14 protein-coding genes and 1 tRNA gene are annotated in these 15,315 nt (G+C 66.9%); 9 read left to right on the top strand and 6 right to left on the bottom strand.

From position 1 onward, the window contains the following. The first annotated feature begins 86 nt into the window (after positions 1 to 86). Positions 87 to 293 (top strand): hypothetical protein, encoded by a 207-nt coding sequence (locus tag RJ527_08300; protein WND77734.1) that lies wholly within the window; start codon positions 87 to 89, stop codon positions 291 to 293. Between the two features lie 217 nt (positions 294 to 510). Here RJ527_08300 and RJ527_08295 read toward each other — a convergent pair whose 3' ends face one another. The 6 genes from RJ527_08295 to hemC all read right to left on the bottom strand — a co-directional run bounded on the left by RJ527_08295 (position 511) and on the right by hemC (position 7,204). Next, a complete protein-coding gene (locus RJ527_08295; protein WND77733.1) occupies positions 511 to 2,322 on the bottom strand; it encodes a hypothetical protein in 1,812 nt (603 codons plus the stop codon). Positions 2,323 to 2,413: 91 nt separating this feature from the next. Next, positions 2,414 to 2,489, bottom strand: a tRNA-Thr gene (locus RJ527_08290). Between the two features lie 96 nt (positions 2,490 to 2,585). Further along, positions 2,586 to 3,983, bottom strand: coding sequence for a heme biosynthesis HemY N-terminal domain-containing protein (locus tag RJ527_08285; GenBank protein ID WND77732.1), 1,398 nt, complete (start codon positions 3,981 to 3,983; stop codon positions 2,586 to 2,588). Positions 3,984 to 3,997: 14 nt separating this feature from the next. Beyond that, positions 3,998 to 5,350, bottom strand: coding sequence for a mitofilin family membrane protein (locus RJ527_08280; protein ID WND77731.1), 1,353 nt, complete (start codon positions 5,348 to 5,350; stop codon positions 3,998 to 4,000). A 150-nt stretch (positions 5,351 to 5,500) separates the two neighbouring features. After that, positions 5,501 to 6,223 (bottom strand): uroporphyrinogen-III synthase, encoded by a 723-nt coding sequence (locus RJ527_08275; GenBank protein WND77730.1) that lies wholly within the window; start codon positions 6,221 to 6,223, stop codon positions 5,501 to 5,503. A 3-nt stretch (positions 6,224 to 6,226) separates the two neighbouring features. Next, positions 6,227 to 7,204, bottom strand: a complete 978-nt coding sequence (gene hemC, locus RJ527_08270) for a hydroxymethylbilane synthase (protein WND77729.1) — start codon at positions 7,202 to 7,204, stop codon at positions 6,227 to 6,229. Between the two features lie 90 nt (positions 7,205 to 7,294). On the opposite strand from hemC, the gene tsaD reads away from it, so the two are divergent. The 8 genes from tsaD to RJ527_08230 all read left to right on the top strand — a co-directional run bounded on the left by tsaD (position 7,295) and on the right by RJ527_08230 (position 15,297). Next, complete coding sequence (gene tsaD, locus RJ527_08265) at positions 7,295 to 8,353, top strand: tRNA (adenosine(37)-N6)-threonylcarbamoyltransferase complex transferase subunit TsaD (GenBank protein WND77728.1); 1,059 nt, start codon at positions 7,295 to 7,297, stop codon at positions 8,351 to 8,353. Between the two features lie 61 nt (positions 8,354 to 8,414). Further along, positions 8,415 to 9,404, top strand: coding sequence for an NAD(P)H-dependent glycerol-3-phosphate dehydrogenase (locus RJ527_08260; GenBank protein WND77727.1), 990 nt, complete (start codon positions 8,415 to 8,417; stop codon positions 9,402 to 9,404). Positions 9,405 to 9,445: 41 nt separating this feature from the next. Then, a complete protein-coding gene (locus tag RJ527_08255) occupies positions 9,446 to 9,730 on the top strand; it encodes a YciI family protein (GenBank protein WND77726.1) in 285 nt (94 codons plus the stop codon). Between the two features lie 44 nt (positions 9,731 to 9,774). After that, positions 9,775 to 10,104 (top strand): Rieske (2Fe-2S) protein, encoded by a 330-nt coding sequence (locus tag RJ527_08250; GenBank protein ID WND77725.1) that lies wholly within the window; start codon positions 9,775 to 9,777, stop codon positions 10,102 to 10,104. Between the two features lie 316 nt (positions 10,105 to 10,420). Continuing rightward, positions 10,421 to 12,367 carry an acetate--CoA ligase gene (gene acs, locus RJ527_08245; protein WND77724.1) on the top strand — a complete coding sequence of 649 codons (1,947 nt, stop codon included), beginning with the start codon at positions 10,421 to 10,423 and terminating at the stop codon, positions 12,365 to 12,367. Positions 12,368 to 12,539: 172 nt separating this feature from the next. Then, complete coding sequence (locus RJ527_08240; GenBank protein WND77723.1) at positions 12,540 to 13,361, top strand: SMP-30/gluconolactonase/LRE family protein; 822 nt, start codon at positions 12,540 to 12,542, stop codon at positions 13,359 to 13,361. A 29-nt stretch (positions 13,362 to 13,390) separates the two neighbouring features. Beyond that, complete coding sequence (locus tag RJ527_08235; GenBank protein ID WND77722.1) at positions 13,391 to 14,791, top strand: NAD(P)-binding domain-containing protein; 1,401 nt, start codon at positions 13,391 to 13,393, stop codon at positions 14,789 to 14,791. Beyond that, a complete protein-coding gene (locus tag RJ527_08230) occupies positions 14,788 to 15,297 on the top strand; it encodes a gluconokinase (GenBank protein ID WND77721.1) in 510 nt (169 codons plus the stop codon). Before RJ527_08235 ends, RJ527_08230 begins: the two co-directional genes overlap by 4 nt. Positions 15,298 to 15,315: the final 18 nt, after the last annotated feature.

Here is a 15,315-nt window from a genome sequence, read left to right as displayed (position 1 = left end):
TGAAATGCAGGTGACCGCCGCGTTACGTAGTGCGGCTAAGTGCTCTCCTCCTGTCACCCCATCGAAGACCAAGAAACCGAAGAACAATGAAGAAGCGTCGCATCGACCTAGGCGCCCGTTTCGTGAAGGTGGACGAACCCCGCATGGTCTGGGTCGTCGCCGCCAACGGCAGCGAACGCACGCCCGTTCCTCATTACGTTCTGGTCCGCGAAGATTCCCAAAACCGCCGCCGCACCCTGTCCGAGGCTGTGCTGCTGGACCGTAACTTCTACCGCCAGCTCCAAGAGCACTGACCGACCCGGCGCCGCCGCGTGCTGGCCCCGGCCCCGCATCCCTTAAATTATTTTTTTCGAATGTGACTTTGGTCACTGAATCAGACCGATCTGCCCGCTAGGGTACGGTCATTGTCGAGGTGTCTCTCTCCCCTCCCTCCCCGGATGCCTCGGCAGCCTCCCTGTTAAACCTCGCCGGCCCGCTCCCCGCGGGCCGGTTTTCTTTTGTTGCGGGCGATCACTCCGGGAAGGCGCAGACGCCCGGCAGGCTGTAGATCACGTGGGTCTCCGTCTTGCCCCGCACGTAGGGCGACGCCGCCCGGTAGGTTTCACGCCGGTAATCGGCCAACATCTGTTCGGCGCTTGAGGACAGCGGCGCGTCGGCGATCACGATCTCCGGACGCTCGGCCGCCACCACGGCGGCCAAGGCCGCTTCATTGGCCGCGTTACCGCCAAGGTAGCTGGACGCATCGCGGACATCTTCCGCGCGCTTGCGATCCGGAGAGCCAGGCGCAAGGTTGGCGATTTGCCAGTTCAGGTACTGGTCCTTTCCGGCATAGATGCGGAAGCCGGGCGCGATCACGGGCAGCACGGCACCGAGCGCGCGCGATACCAGAATGCCCGCATCGGGCCGGCAGGCGGCAGCAACATGAGGCAGCACCGGGCGGATCGCGCCGACATACGGATGCGCGGGCGGCGGACGTAGGATCAGCCCGCCGGCAACCAAGACCAGCGCCAACGTCGGCAGCCGCGCCGGCCGGCGGCGGTCAAGACGGCCCGCCAGGGCCGCCCCGCCGACAATGATGGGAACGAACGGGTTGAACAGGATCAGGAACCGCCAAACGACCCGGCTGTACCCGCCAAGAAGCGGTGCCGCCAGCTCAAATGCCCACGACGTGTGGGAAACGAGGGCGACCGCCAAATAGACCGCCAGTTGCACAGCCAGGGCGCGGTCGAACCAAAACAGCCAGACGACAACCGCGGCAGCGGCAATCCAGTGTTTTTTCGGATAGGTATAGATATCGCTGATCTGGTTGATATAGGCGGCGCCAGTCACCGACGCCGGATCACCGGGAGGAGTCAAGACGTCCCCGCCCGGGAGGCCCGCATAAATCGCGGCCGCCAGAATGATCGGCGTGACCAGCCGCAACGCCCCGCCAACGCCATCTGCCGGCGATTTTCCGGCTACCGCCCCCGCCGCCAGGACAAGTGCGATCACGGCCAGAACGGGGAAATTCGCGGAAACCACAACTGCGCTGGTTGCGAACACGATGACCGCCACCGGCGGCCCGGCCGCGGCCGCCGGACGGCCGGGAGAGACGAGGAACAGCGCAATCGTCCCCCAGTAATAGAATCCGAAGATCAGCCCTTTGTTCTCGAACCCTCGGAACAGGCCCATGCCAATGATATCCTCGGAATTACCGATCACGGCATAGAGGGCGGCCAAGAAGGCGGTCGCCAGCAGCAGGCCAGGCACCACCCGGACGAACGTGAAGATCAAGGCCAGGAAAACCGCGACGTAGAGCAGATTGAAGACGAAGTTCACCCCCAACGTCAGGCGGTAGAACGACAGGTCGAAGATCCAGGCGATTGCCGCCGTCGCGTACTCCAAATTGTTGGGCAGCCAATGCTTGGCCGGCGGCTGCGTGCCGTAGGTGACGAAGGGGGCTTCCGAAAACGAAAACCCGCCGGCGGAAAAGAACGTATGGAACGCGTGCGCGGAATGAACCGTCGCGTCGCTGTTGATCGCCGTGCCGAAGATGATGAGATGGGCCGCCGAGGCCGCCGAGGCGAAGGCCAGAAGAACGAGCAGGCGGCGCCCGTCCGGCAGCGCCGCATGGCGGCGTAAATGGCGGACCATCGCCGCCCCGGCCGCCAGCACGAGCGGAACGGCCAGTCCGTAGGCAAGCAACCCGGCGCCCGTGAGCTTGAGCATGAGAACAAGCATGCCATTGGCGAGAAACACGCTGGCCGGCACCGCGACGACCCCAAGGACGTGCTTTTGAGTGAAATAAGGGGGCTGGGTCATCTCAGTCTGGCAAGTGGTCACGGGATGCCGGCCTTCATATCACCAACGGCGAGAAGGACAAAGCCGCCGCAACGGAGCGCCGCGGCGAACGGAATAGGGGCACAGGGAGGAATGGTGCCGCCTGGGTGACTCGAACACCCGACCCTCGCATTACGAATGCGATGCTCTACCAACTGAGCTAAGGCGGCGACGCGGCCCGGGGGCGCGTTTTCCAGGCGGAAACTCTATCAGGCGGGCCCGCAAGTCAAGTTCAAACACACGGCCCGGGGCCGGCGGCACGACGTTCAGCCGCCGCCGGCGCCGTCCGGCGCCGGCAACCGGGCCGTGCCGCCGTCGGCGATCGCCCCCGCGTGGCCGTCCAGGGCGTCGATAGGGAGCCTCGCATGCGGCGGCGTGCGCCAGGAATAGCCGTCGAACTGCCCGCAGTTGGAACAGGTCACCGTCCATTCCGGCGCCGCGTTGCCGCAGTTGGCGCAGACCCAGGCGTTGTCCGGCCCCGCCGTCGCGGCGCGCAACAGCCAGTCGCGGGCCCGCGCGGGGTTTTCGCCCTCGCCTTCCTCGACCGCCGCGAGCAAGCGCAGCGCGCGGCCCATATAGCCGTCGTGACCCGTCCCCGCGATCACCAGATCCAAATACTTGCGCGCCTCGCCCCACAGCGCCGCGTCGGCGGCGGCCTGGGCCAGGGCGAGGTGGCTTTCCGGATGATCCGGGTTGGCGCGGGCCAGTTTTTCCATGGCCTTGACCGCGGCCAGCGCATCATCAACCCGCCGCGCGTTCAGGTATTCGCGGGCGAGGTCCGGGTGGGGGGCGGTGATCCAGGCCTTTTCGATCAGGCCGGCGGCCCGCCGCTCCTTGCCGTCGACGGCCAGGAGATGGGCCAGACGCGCCGCCGCGGGCACCAGGTCCGGCGCCAGGTCATGGGCCTGACGCAGATGCTTGAACGCGGCGCCCGGATCACCGTTCGCCTGGGCCCGCCGCGCCTGTTCGAAGGCCAGCACGCCCTTGCGCCGCTCGGCCGTGGCGCGGTCGACCAGCTTGCGCCGGCCGAGCTCGTCGTTGGTCACGCTGGCGTCGAGCCACAGGCCCGACTGGGCCTGCAGGTCGAACAGGGTCCCCGCCACCCATTCGCTGGACGGGCGCAGGCGGTAGGCCCGACGCGCGAGGTCCAGCGCGCGGTCGCGGTCGCCTTTGTTGAGCGCCTGCGACAACAGGCCGCGCAGGCCGAGGAATTCCGTTTCCGGCCGCTCCGACATCGCCTTGAAGAAGTCTTCGGCGGCCTTGTCGTCGCCGTCGAGCTGCGCCGCCTGGGCCGACAGCAGCATGGTCAGCGGCGGCTCGTTGAGCAGCACCTCCGCCCGCTTGGAATGTTTGCGGGCCTCCGCCGGGTCGCCGGCGGCGACGGCGACCATGCCCCGGGTCAGGGCCTCGTAGCCGCGCCGGCGGCGGCGTTCGCGCCAGGCGGCGGCGATGGAGCCCGGCGCGCGGCGCAGGAAGATCCAGCCCCGGTAGAAGATGGCGGACGCCCCCATCAGCAACGCCACGACGGCGATCATCAGGGCGGCGGAGGTTTCGATCCGGTAGCCCCGCCATTCGGCCCGGATCGTGCCGGGGTTGTCGGTCAGCCACAGGACCGCGGCGATCAGAACCGCGAGGACGGCGAGGAAGCGGAGGGCGCGGAGCATCGTTTCGTTCCCGTTCAGCCGCCGGCCTTGGCCGGGGCGATCAGGGACAGGGCATGGACATGCAGGTTGGCGACGGCCTTTTCCGCCGCCAGGCGCGCCTCGGCGGACCGCAGCCAGGGGGCGACGACCTCGGCCGGCTTGCCCTTCAGCAGCATGAGCGCCTCGACCGCCGAGCGCAGATCGCCCGCCGACAACAAGGCGTCGACCCGCGAGACCAGGGCGTCGATGGAATCGTCGGGCGCCGTGTTGCCGACGCGCCGGATGGTCACGAGGGAGGCCAGCCGCGCCGCCGCCTCGGCGAACCAGCCGTCGCCTTCCGCCGCACCCGCCGCGTTGACGATGGGGCCGGCCAGGGTCGCGAAGCGGGTGCGCAGCACGGCCAGGGTCGAGACGCCGAGGTCGGCATGGGGGGTCAGGGTCTGCAAAATCTGGGTGATGGCCGGGCGGCCGGCGGCAAGCGCCTTGAGGGCCTCCAGGTCGGCGGTGAAGGGGGTGCCTTCGCGCACGGCGTCGCGCAGCTGCGCCGTGGCCAGGACGATGGCGCGCGCCGTCGCGCCGTCGAAGTCGGCGGCCTTGCCGTCGGTTTCCTGTTCCAGGCGCTTCAGTCGTTCGGCCATGGCGTCAAGCGCCGCCGTGACTTTCGGGTCCGGGCCGGCGGCGGGCGCGGGTCCTTGGCCGGTGTCGGTCTTGGCCTTTTCGATTTCCTCGATCCGGGCGGCCAGGGCGCCGACCTGCCCACCGCCGCCCTCAAGCTCGGCCAGGCGCTCGGACAGAACCTTGAGGGATTCCGCCGCCGCCGCCGTGCTGGCCGGGGCTTCGGCCGCCTTGACCAGATTGCGGGCCTCGGCCACGGCCTGTTCGACCTCGGCCAGACGCGCCATCAGGGTTTTCAACTCGTCCTGGAAACGGGCGCGTTCCTGTTCCAACTGATACAGGGTGCCGGTCTTTTCCTGTTCCAGGGCTTGAACCCGGCCGGCCAGTTCATCGATCACCGGGGTCCCGGCATCCGCCGTCGCCAGATGGGGAAACACCTTGACCAGATAAGGCGACCACTGCGGCCAAGTGAACGCGGCCGTGCCGACGAAAACGCCGATGGCCAGGGTCAGCCAGGCCAGGACCCGCGCCGCGCTCGCCGTGCGCGCCGGCGGCGGCATGAAGGCCGCCGGGGCCTCGGCCTTGGCGGAAGATTTCGGCTTTTCCGCCTCCGTGGCCGCCGTTTCTTCGGACGCCTTGGCTTGCTTCGCCGGCGCATCCGTCGCCGGAGCGTCCTGGGAATCCGTCGATGCCGCGGCCGATGACGATGCCTGGGAGCGGCCCTTGGCCGGGGTGCGCTTGGCGCTGGCGCGTTTTCGCGGCGGGGTGGTCATGGTCCGATGGCTCCCATCTGGTCTGCGTCGCTTTGAGATTCGGGCCCGCCGCCGATCCTGTCGGAACCGATCCCGTCGGACCGGCGGTCGTTGTCGACCAAGGTACGTTGAGGGGCCGCCCGGCGCAAGGCGCGACGCCCGACCCCAGGCCTATTCTGGGGCCCAATCGGCGACCGCGTCGATCAGGGACGGTTCCGTCGGCCGCACCGCAACGACGACGCGGCGCCAGCCCGCCCCGGCACGCGCGGCCACGTTGGCGCTGAGGCAGAAGGCGGTCAGATTCTCGACGAACCCCTCAAGCCCGGCGGCCAGGGCCAGATCACGGAACAGGGCCGCCGTGCGCGGCGAATAGAGCAGAACCCCGGCCGCCGCGCCGTCGGCGATCGCCGCCTGCGCCGCCTGGGGCAGCGCCGCCACGGGCCGCGCGTCATAGAGCACGCTGCGCCGGTAGGTATATCCGGCCTTGGCCAGCATGCCCGCCAGATCGCCCGCGACCTTGCTGCCCGCGACATGCAGCAGGGCGCCGTCCCCGGGGCGCAGGCGGTCCGCCGCCAGGCGCGCCAGATCGTCGACGTCGCCGCCGGCACTTTCCACGTCCGTGAATCCCAAATTCCGGGCCGCCCGGGCCGTAGCGTCGCCGACGGCCAGGACGGGCAGAGCGATATCCGACCCCGCTTGGCGTGCCGCCAGGGCCCGCGCCCCGTTGGCGCTGGTCACCAGCAGGGCCTGAATGCCGGTCAGGTCGAGCGCCGGCCCCGCCACGAAGCGGATGTCCATGAGCGGCGTGACGATCGCCGCGTGCCCCAGGTCCATGAGCCGCGCCGCCGTCGCGGCGGCATCCTGTTCCGGGCGCGTAACAAGAATCCCGGCCACGGATCAAGCCCCCGCGCCGGGGCCGGGATCGTCGAGAAATCCGGGGCCGGCCATGGCTTTCAGCTGCTCGCCCAGGTCGCGGCCAAGGCGATAGGCATCCCCGGTCCGGCCGCTGCGCCGGGTGCGGTGCAGGGCGCTGCCGTCGCCGCGGGCGACTAGGCCGTCGAGGGTCATTTCGCTGCCGTCGGCGGACAGCACGGCCAGACCGCCGATCGGCGTGCGGCAGGATCCGTCGAGGGCTTCGAGCATGGCGCGTTCCGCCGTGACCCGGGCCAGGGTCGGGGCGTGATTGAGGGCCGCCAACAGGTCCAGCACCCGGTCGTCGCCCGCGCGGCAGGTAATGGCGACCGCCCCCTGGGCGACGGCCGGCAGCATGTCTTCGGGGGAAATCGCCTGGGTCACGACCTCGGCCCGGCCCAGGCGGTTGAGCCCGGCGCAGGCGAGCAGGGTCGCGTCCGCCTGACCCTCGGCCAGCTTGCCGAGGCGCGTCTGCACGTTGCCGCGGAAGGTCACGCATTTAAGATCGGGCCGCCAATGCAGCAACTGCGCCTGACGGCGCACGGAGGCGGTGCCGATCACCGCGCCCTGGGGCAGGTCAGACAACGATTGATGTAAATTCGAAATGAAGGCGTCGCGGGGGTCTTCCCGTTCCAGCACGGCGACGATGACGATACCGTCGGGCATCCAGGTTTCCAGGTCCTTCATGGAATGGACGGCGAGATCGATGCGGTTGTCCAAAAGGGCGCGGTCGATTTCCTTGGAAAACAGGCCCTTGCCGCCGATATCGGCCAAGGGCCGGTCGAGCACAAGATCGCCCGTCGTCTTGATCTCGACGATCGAGGTCGCCCCGAGCGGCGTCGGAGTGCCGTGCGCGGCCGCGATCAGGTCGCGGGCCGCATGGGCCTGGGCCAGCGCCAGGGGGCTGGCGCGGGTGCCGATGCGCAGGAATTTCGGGTCGGTCGGGTCGATGGGTTCGGTCACGGGCGAAAAAGCCTTTTGGTTGTGCGGCGGGCGACAGAGTAAAGTCCCCGGCCATTGCCGCAACCATGAAATTCACCCATCTGGAGAGCCATGCGCGTTCTGGGCATCGAAACCAGCTGTGACGAAACCGCCGCCGCCGTGGTGAGCGACGGGCGCGAGGTGCTGTCCAACGTGGTGCATCAGCAACTGGCCGACCATCAGCCCTTCGCCGGCGTGGTGCCCGAGGTCGCGGCCCGCGCGCATCTGGATCAGGTCGGCCGGGTGGTGCAGGCGGCGCTGGACCAGTCGGGCGTCGGCTGGGACGGCATCGACGCCGTCGCCGCCACGGCCGGGCCGGGCCTGATCGGCGGCGTGCTGGTCGGCGTGATGACCGGCAAGGCCCTGGCGGCGGCGCGCGGCCTGCCCTTCGTCGCCGTCAACCATCTGGAGGCCCACGCGCTCACCGCGCGGCTGACCGACGACGTGCCCTTTCCCTATCTGCTGCTGCTGGTGTCGGGCGGCCATTGCCAACTGCTGGTGGTCGAGGACGTGGGCAGGTATCGGCGGCTCGGCACCACCATCGACGACGCCGTGGGCGAGGCCTTCGACAAGACCGCGAAAATGCTGGGCCTGGGCTATCCCGGTGGCCCGGCGGTCGAACAGGCCGCGCAGGCGGGCGATGCGACGCGCTTCGACCTGCCGCGCCCACTGAAGGGCCGCGACGGCTGCGATTTTTCCTTTTCCGGCCTCAAGACCCGCGTGCGCATGGCGATCGAGGGCCTGCCCCCCGGCCTCATGCAGGACCGGGACATCGCCGATCTTTGCGCCTCGTTCCAGGCCGCGGTCGCCGACGTGCTGGCCGAACGCACGGGCCGGGCCATCGACATGTTTCTGGAAAGACATCCGGCGGGCCGCACCCTGGTCGTCGCCGGCGGGGTCGCCGCCAACCAGGCGGTCCGCACACGATTGCAGGGTCTGGCGGCGGACCGGGGCCTGGACTTCGCCGTGCCCGCCCCGGCGCTGTGCACCGACAACGGCGCCATGGTCGCCTGGGCCGGGGTCGAACGCTTCCGCCTGGGTCTGACCGACGGGCTCGATTTCCGCCCGCGCCCGCGCTGGCCGCTTGACCCCGACGCGCCCAAGGCCGTGGGCGCCGGGGTCAAGGCATAAGGAGCAACAATGCGCCATCTCCCTCTTCCCAGTCCCCGGCCCGGCCTATAAAAGAGTCGCCATGGAACGTTTCGCCGTCATCGGCGCCGGTGCCTGGGGCACGGCGCTTGCCATGGTCGCCCGCCGGGCGGGACGGTCGGTGATCCTGCAGGCCCACGAAGCCGACATCGCCGCCGAGATCAATTCAAGCCACCAGAACCCCTACCTGCCCGGCGTGACGCTGGACCCGGCCATCGAGGCGACGTCGGACATGGCCGCCGCCATCGACGGCGCCGACGCGGCGATCCTGGTCGCCCCGGCGCAGTTCATGCGCCCGGTGACCCTGGCCATGTCGGCGGCCAGGCCGTTCAAGGCGCCGGTCCTGATCTGCGCCAAGGGGATCGAGAACGGCAGCTGCAAGCTGATGACCGAGGTCGTCGCCGAAACCCTGCCCGCCGCCGCCCAGGCCGTGTTGTCGGGGCCGACCTTCGCCATCGAGGTGGCCCGGGAAATTCCCTCCGCCGTGACCTTGGCGTCCGACGACGGCCGGCTGGCCGAACAGTTCATCCAGGCCATCGGCACGCCGCGCTTCCGGCCCTACCGTTCGGAAGATCCCATCGGCGCCGAGGTCGGCGGCGCGGTGAAGAACATCCTGGCCATCGCCTGCGGCATCGTGCAGGGCCGCGGCATGGGCGACAATACACGGGCGGCGCTGATCACCCGGGGTCTCGCCGAAATCGTGCGCTTAGGATTGGCCAAGGGCGCGCAGGCGGAAACCCTCATGGGCCTGTGCGGCATCGGCGATCTGACGCTGACCTGCAACGCCTTGCAGTCGCGCAATTTCTCCTTGGGCGTGGCGCTCGGCCAGGGGCGGCCGCTGGCCGACATCCTGGGCGAACGCAAGGCCGTGACCGAGGGGGTGTTTTCCGCCCGCGCGGTGATCGAACTGGCCGGCCGTCTCGGCGTCGACATGCCGATCTGCACCGCCGTCAACGCCGTCGTCAATCACGGCAAGGACATCGACCGCATGATCGAAAGCCTGCTCGCCCGCCCCTTCACCAAGGAACTATGAACCCGAATGCTCCCCACGAAAGCCTAACCAAGGACACGCCCATGCACTTCATCGTCTTCGCCATCGACAAGCCCGGCCATGTCGACCTGCGCCAGGCCAGCCGCCCGGATCATCTGGAATACCTCACGTCCCAGAAAGACATCATCGTCACCGCCGGGCCCATGCAGTCCGACGACGGTGCTTCCATGATCGGCAGCATGCTGGTGATCGACGTACCCGACCGCGCCGCCGCCGAAGCCTTCGCCAAGAACGACCCCTATGCCAAGGCCGGCCTGTTCGAAAGCACGGTCATCAAGCGCTGGAAGCGCACCATTCCCGCCGAGTGACCCGAACCGAAAGCCCCCGACCGAGACCCGGCCCGAGACATTTCATGACGGAACACGCCCTCTGCCCATTGGACGACATCGCCGACGGCGGCTCGGCCGGGTTCGAGGTCGCGGGCAAGCTGGTCATGGCGATCCGCCAAGGCGATACCGTTTTCGCCTACGTCAATTCCTGCCCCCATGTCGGCACGCCCTTGGACATGTGGCCGGGGCGGTTCCTGACCCGGGACGGAGAATACATCCTCTGCGCCACCCACGGCGCCCTGTTCCGCATCGAGGACGGCCATTGCGTCGCCGGGCCCTGCGTCGGGCGCGGCCTGACGCCGATCGACACACGCGTCGCAAACGGCGTTGTAAATATTTTCAATATCGATTGACGTCTTTGTAAATAAAGAAAAATTTCCGACACGCACTTGCGCGATCCCTAATTTTTCCCTATCCAACGAATCGCCCAGCCGATTCCCGGGGCGCTATGCCTTGTTCTCGGGCGAGATTTCGCCATACCATCCGAGACCGCAGGGGAAACCCGGGGGGAGTGGCCCCGGCATCGGGGAAACGGCACACGGCACGGCCGGCGCGACCAGGTTCGGAGACCGCCGGCTGACGCAGGGAACAAGATCGGGCGGGACGCAGACCAGCCCCGCGCCAAAAAGCGGCGCTTGCCGCGCGCAATATTGGGAGGTTTCTACCGTCATGTCTGAAGAACATCTGTTTCCGGTGCCCGACGCCATCGCCAAGGCGTCGCTCTGCACCAACGACCAGTATCTGGAAATGTACAAGAAATCCGTCGACGACCCGGCCGCCTTCTGGGGCGAGCAGGGCAAGCGCCTCGACTGGATGAAGCCCTACACCAAGGTCAAGAACGTCAGCTACGACTACGGCAACGTGTCCATCAAGTGGTACGAGGACGGCAGCCTGAACGCCTCGGTCAATTGCATCGACCGCCATCTGGCCAAGCGCGGCGACCAGGTCGCGATCATCTGGGAAGGCGACGATCCCAAGGACGACGCCAAGATCACCTATAAGGAACTGCACGAACACGTCTGCCGCCTGGCCAACGCCATGAAGGCGCGGGGCATCAAGAAGGGCGACGTGGTCACCATCTACATGCCCATGGTGCCGGAAGCGGCCTATGCCATGCTGGCCTGCACGCGCATCGGCGCCATTCATTCCATCGTGTTCGGCGGGTTTTCGCCGGACGCGCTGGCGGGGCGGATCGAGGACTGCAAATCGACCTGCGTCATCACCGCCGACGAAGGCATCCGCGGCGGCCGTCCCATTCCGCTCAAGGTCAACACGGACGCCGCCATCGAAAAATGCGGCCATGTGAACACGGTCTTCGTGGTCAAGCGCACGGGCGCCGACATCAACTGGGTCGAGGGCCGCGACGTGTGGTACGAGGAGGCGACCGCCGCCGCCTCCGCCGATTGCGCACCTGAGGAAATGAACGCGGAAGACCCGATGTTCATCCTCTATACCTCGGGCTCGACCGGCAAGCCCAAGGGTGTGCTGCACACCACGGGCGGCTACATGGTCTACGCCTCCATGACCCATCAGTACGTGTTCGATTATCACGACGGGGAAATCTACTGGTGCACGGCCGACGTGGGCTGGGTCACGGGCCACAGCTACATCGTCTACGGCCCGCTCGCCAACGGGGCGACCACTTTGATGTTCGAAGGCGTGCCCAACTATCCCTCCATGTCGCGCTTCTGGGAAGTCTGCGACAAGCACAAGGTCAACATTTTCTACACAGCACCCACGGCGATCCGCGCCCTGATGCGTGACGGCGACGGCCCGGTCAAGAAGACCTCGCGCAAGTCGCTGCGCATCCTGGGCAGCGTCGGCGAGCCGATCAACCCGGAAGCCTGGATGTGGTACTACAACGTGGTCGGCGATGGCCGCTGCCCCATCGTCGACACCTGGTGGCAGACCGAAACCGGCGGCATCCTGATCACGCCGCTGCCCGGCGCCACGGCGCTGAAGCCGGGATCGGCGACCCGACCCTTCTTCGGCATCCAGCCGCAGATCGTCGACGCCGACGGCAATCCGCTGGAGGGGGCGACCGAGGGCAACCTCTGCATCATCGACAGCTGGCCCGGCCAGATGCGCAGCGTCTACGGCGACCACAAGCGGTTCGAAGACACCTACTTCGCCACCTACAAGGGCAAGTACTTCACCGGCGACGGCTGCCGCCGCGACGCCGACGGCTACTACTGGATCACCGGCCGCGTCGACGACGTCATCAACGTGTCGGGCCACCGCATGGGCACGGCCGAGGTCGAGAGTGCGCTGGTCGCCCATCCCAAGGTCGCCGAGGCCGCCGTGGTCGGCGCACCCCACGACATCAAGGGCCAGGGCATTTACGCCTATGTCACGCTCAACGCCGGCGAGGCGCCGTCGGACGAGCTGAAGAAGGAACTGGTACAGTGGGTGCGCAAGGAAATCGGCCCCATCGCCAGCCCCGACTGGCTGCAATGGGCGCCCGGTCTGCCCAAGACCCGGTCGGGCAAGATCATGCGGCGTATCCTGCGCAAGATCGGCGAGGACGATTTCTCCAACCTGGGCGACACCTCGACCCTGGCCGATCCGGCCGTGGTCGATGATCTGGTCAACAACCGCCAGAACCGGATCCACTGATCTCGTTTCTTGGTTTTGGGACAGTCAATCGACGGGGCCGAATTCCCGGCTGGACCGTACCGGTCCGCCGGGGTTTCCGTTGTGAGTCACTGCGTCCGAGTAACGATCGAAGCACTGGTCACAATCCGTGGTAGTTCCTGTCTGGGAAGGGCAAGCAGAGCTTGGCGAAGGGGTGATTTGGGACGAACGCCGTCTCCACCTGATCTGGCTGGACATCAAGGGCCGCAAACTTCACTTCTTCTCGCCTGCCACCGACCATCGCCGGTCTGTTGATCTTCCGACAGAGGTCGGCGCCATCGCGCTGCGCGGCGACGGCAGCCTCGTGGCCGCATGCAGCACCGGATTCACCTATCTCGACCCCGATACCGGCAGGCTCACTTTGATCGGCGACCCGGAACGCCATCTTCCGGAAAATCGCTTCAACGACGGTACCTGTGACCCCGCCGGCCGGTTCATTGCTGGTTCCATGGATGACGGTGAGGTCGAGGCCACCGGCCACGTCTACGCGTTGGAACCCGGCGGCGGGATACGGCGTTTGTTTGGCGGTTTCGTGGTTTGCAATGGTCCAGCGTTCAGCCCCGCCGGGGATCGGCTTTACTTTTCCGACAGCTTCGGACGCGCGATCTTGGCGTTCGACTACAATGTGACGACAGGAAGCGCGACCAATCCCAAACGGTTCGCGACGTTTTCCAAAGATGATGGCTTTCCTGACGGCCTAACCGTAGATGCGAGTGGCGGCCTGTGGGTCGCCCATTGGGACGGCTGGCGAGTCACCCGATTCCTACCCGACGGCGTCATTGACCGGGTCCTTCACATGCCGGTACCGAGACCGACTCGTTGTGCCTTTGGCGGTCCCGACTTTCGAGATCTTTACATCACGTCGGCACGCATCGGCCTCAATGCCGAGGCGCTCGCCCAGGCTCCGCTTTCAGGTTCGCTTTTCCGATCGACGCCCGGCGTAGCCGGCCTTCCCGGTTATCGGTTCAACGGTTAGGATCGCGTCCGAAATAGGCAGAGACCATCATGCATGACGAAATCGGACTAATCGGATTGGGCCCCATGGGTCGGGGTTTGGCCGCCAATATGAAATCTCAAGGCGTCCACGTCTGCGCATGGGAGCCTTCCGCCCAAATTCGCAGCCTATCCCAAGTATCGGCGCTCGGCATCGCGCTGGCGGATGACGCGCATGACCTTGTGCACAGCCTGCAGCCCGGCAGAATAATTCTATTGATGGTCCGTAGCGGCCCCGCCGTCGATTCCTGCCTGGCGGCGCTGACCCCTCATCTTTCGCCGCGCGACGTCGTCATCGACGCCGGCAACTCTCATCCCCAGGACACCGAGCGAAGGCAGCGTCAGTTGAGCGAGCGGAACTTAACGCTCATGAACATCGGAGTTTCCGGCGGGCCTTCCGGAGCACGGTCCGGACCCGCCATCATGGCGGGAGGCCCCTTTGAGGCATGGGATCGCGTAAGGCCGCTTCTGGAGCGGGTTTCGGCGCGGTTCGACGATGAACCATGCGCCGATCATTTCGGCACCGGGGCTGCCGGCCATTTCGTAAAGCTGGTGCACAACGGTATAGAATACGCCGTAATGCAGGCGCTCGCCGATGTCCATCTCCTGCTAACCTCGGCATGCGGGCTGCCCGGCGCGCGAGCCGGCGAGATATTCGCGGAGTTGAATGAGACGCCTGCAGGTGGCTTCCTCACGCAGATTGCAGCCGAATCTGCGGCCTGTCCGGACCCGCATGGAGACGGGCTTTTGATCGATTCGGTTGACGACCGGGCGGTGCAGAACGGTACCGGCGCGTGGTCGGTGACCGCCGCGTCTGAGGCGGGTGTCGCTGTCCCCTCGATCGCGGCGGCGGTCGGGTTCAGGGCCTTTTCGGCCAACGCGGCGTTCCGTCGCCGCACCGCGCCGAAACAGACACCTGCGACGGATGCGTTTCCGGAAGCGGCTGAAGTTAGCGCACTGGTCGCTCCTGCGATCAGTGCGGCCTCCGCCGCATCCTTCCAACAGGGATTCGCACTGCTGTCGGAGACCGGAAATCGATTTGGCGCGCCCCTGTCACTTTGCCGAATTGCCCGGGTCTGGCGGGCCGGAAGCATTCTTCAGGGCCGTATGACCGAGGCGTTGGCGACCACGTTGAACAATCATCCTCCCCTGGCCGGCAACCCACGAATCGAGCACCTGGAATCCGTCGCCGCGCAAGGGCTGGAAGCACTGCGCCGTCTCAACGTGATCGGAATCACGGCGGGTTTGCCTTTACCAAGCCTGAACGCCAGTCTCACCTATCTGGACGGGTTTGGCGACCGGCCCCTGTCGACCAGGTTCATTCAGGTTCTACGGGACAGGTTCGGAGCACATGGTTTTCGTCGGCTGGACGGCAGTGAAGGTCATGGACCATGGCAGGGAACAGAACCTTGAAGCCCCCCAATGGCCGTATTGTCGTGATGGGCGTGTCCGGAGCCGGAAAGACGACAATAGGACGTCTGCTGGCGAGCGAACTGGGCGGCCGGTTCGTGGATGCCGACGATCTGCATCCGCCAGGCAACATCGCCAAGATGGCGGCAGGCTCACCTCTATCCGACGATGACCGAAAGCAGTGGCTTGCATCGATCTCGGAACTGCTGCTCGCCCAACCACCAGCAGATCCCATGATCGTGGCATGTTCGGCGCTTAAGCGCGCCTATCGCGAGGCACTTGGCCCTGCACCATTCTCGCTGGTCTACTTGAAGGGGGATCGGCATCTCATCGCACGGCGCCTAGAAGCGCGGCGCGGGCATTTCATGCCGGCAAGTCTTCTAGACAGCCAGTTCGCGGCCTTGGAAGAACCACACGACGCGTTAACGCTGAACGCCGAACAGCCGCCCGAAACCCTGGTCCGGGACATCTTGATTTCCCTGTATGGTCCCTCGGCAACAACGGACTGATCGCCAGTTCGGCACGTG

It is taken from the genome of Thalassospiraceae bacterium LMO-SO8 (assembly GCA_031655335.1).
In the GTDB taxonomy this organism is placed as follows: domain Bacteria; phylum Pseudomonadota; class Alphaproteobacteria; order Rhodospirillales; family Casp-alpha2; genus UBA1479.
The sequence above is the reverse complement of the archived record's forward strand: the minus strand, read 5'-3'. Positions and strand labels throughout refer to the sequence as shown.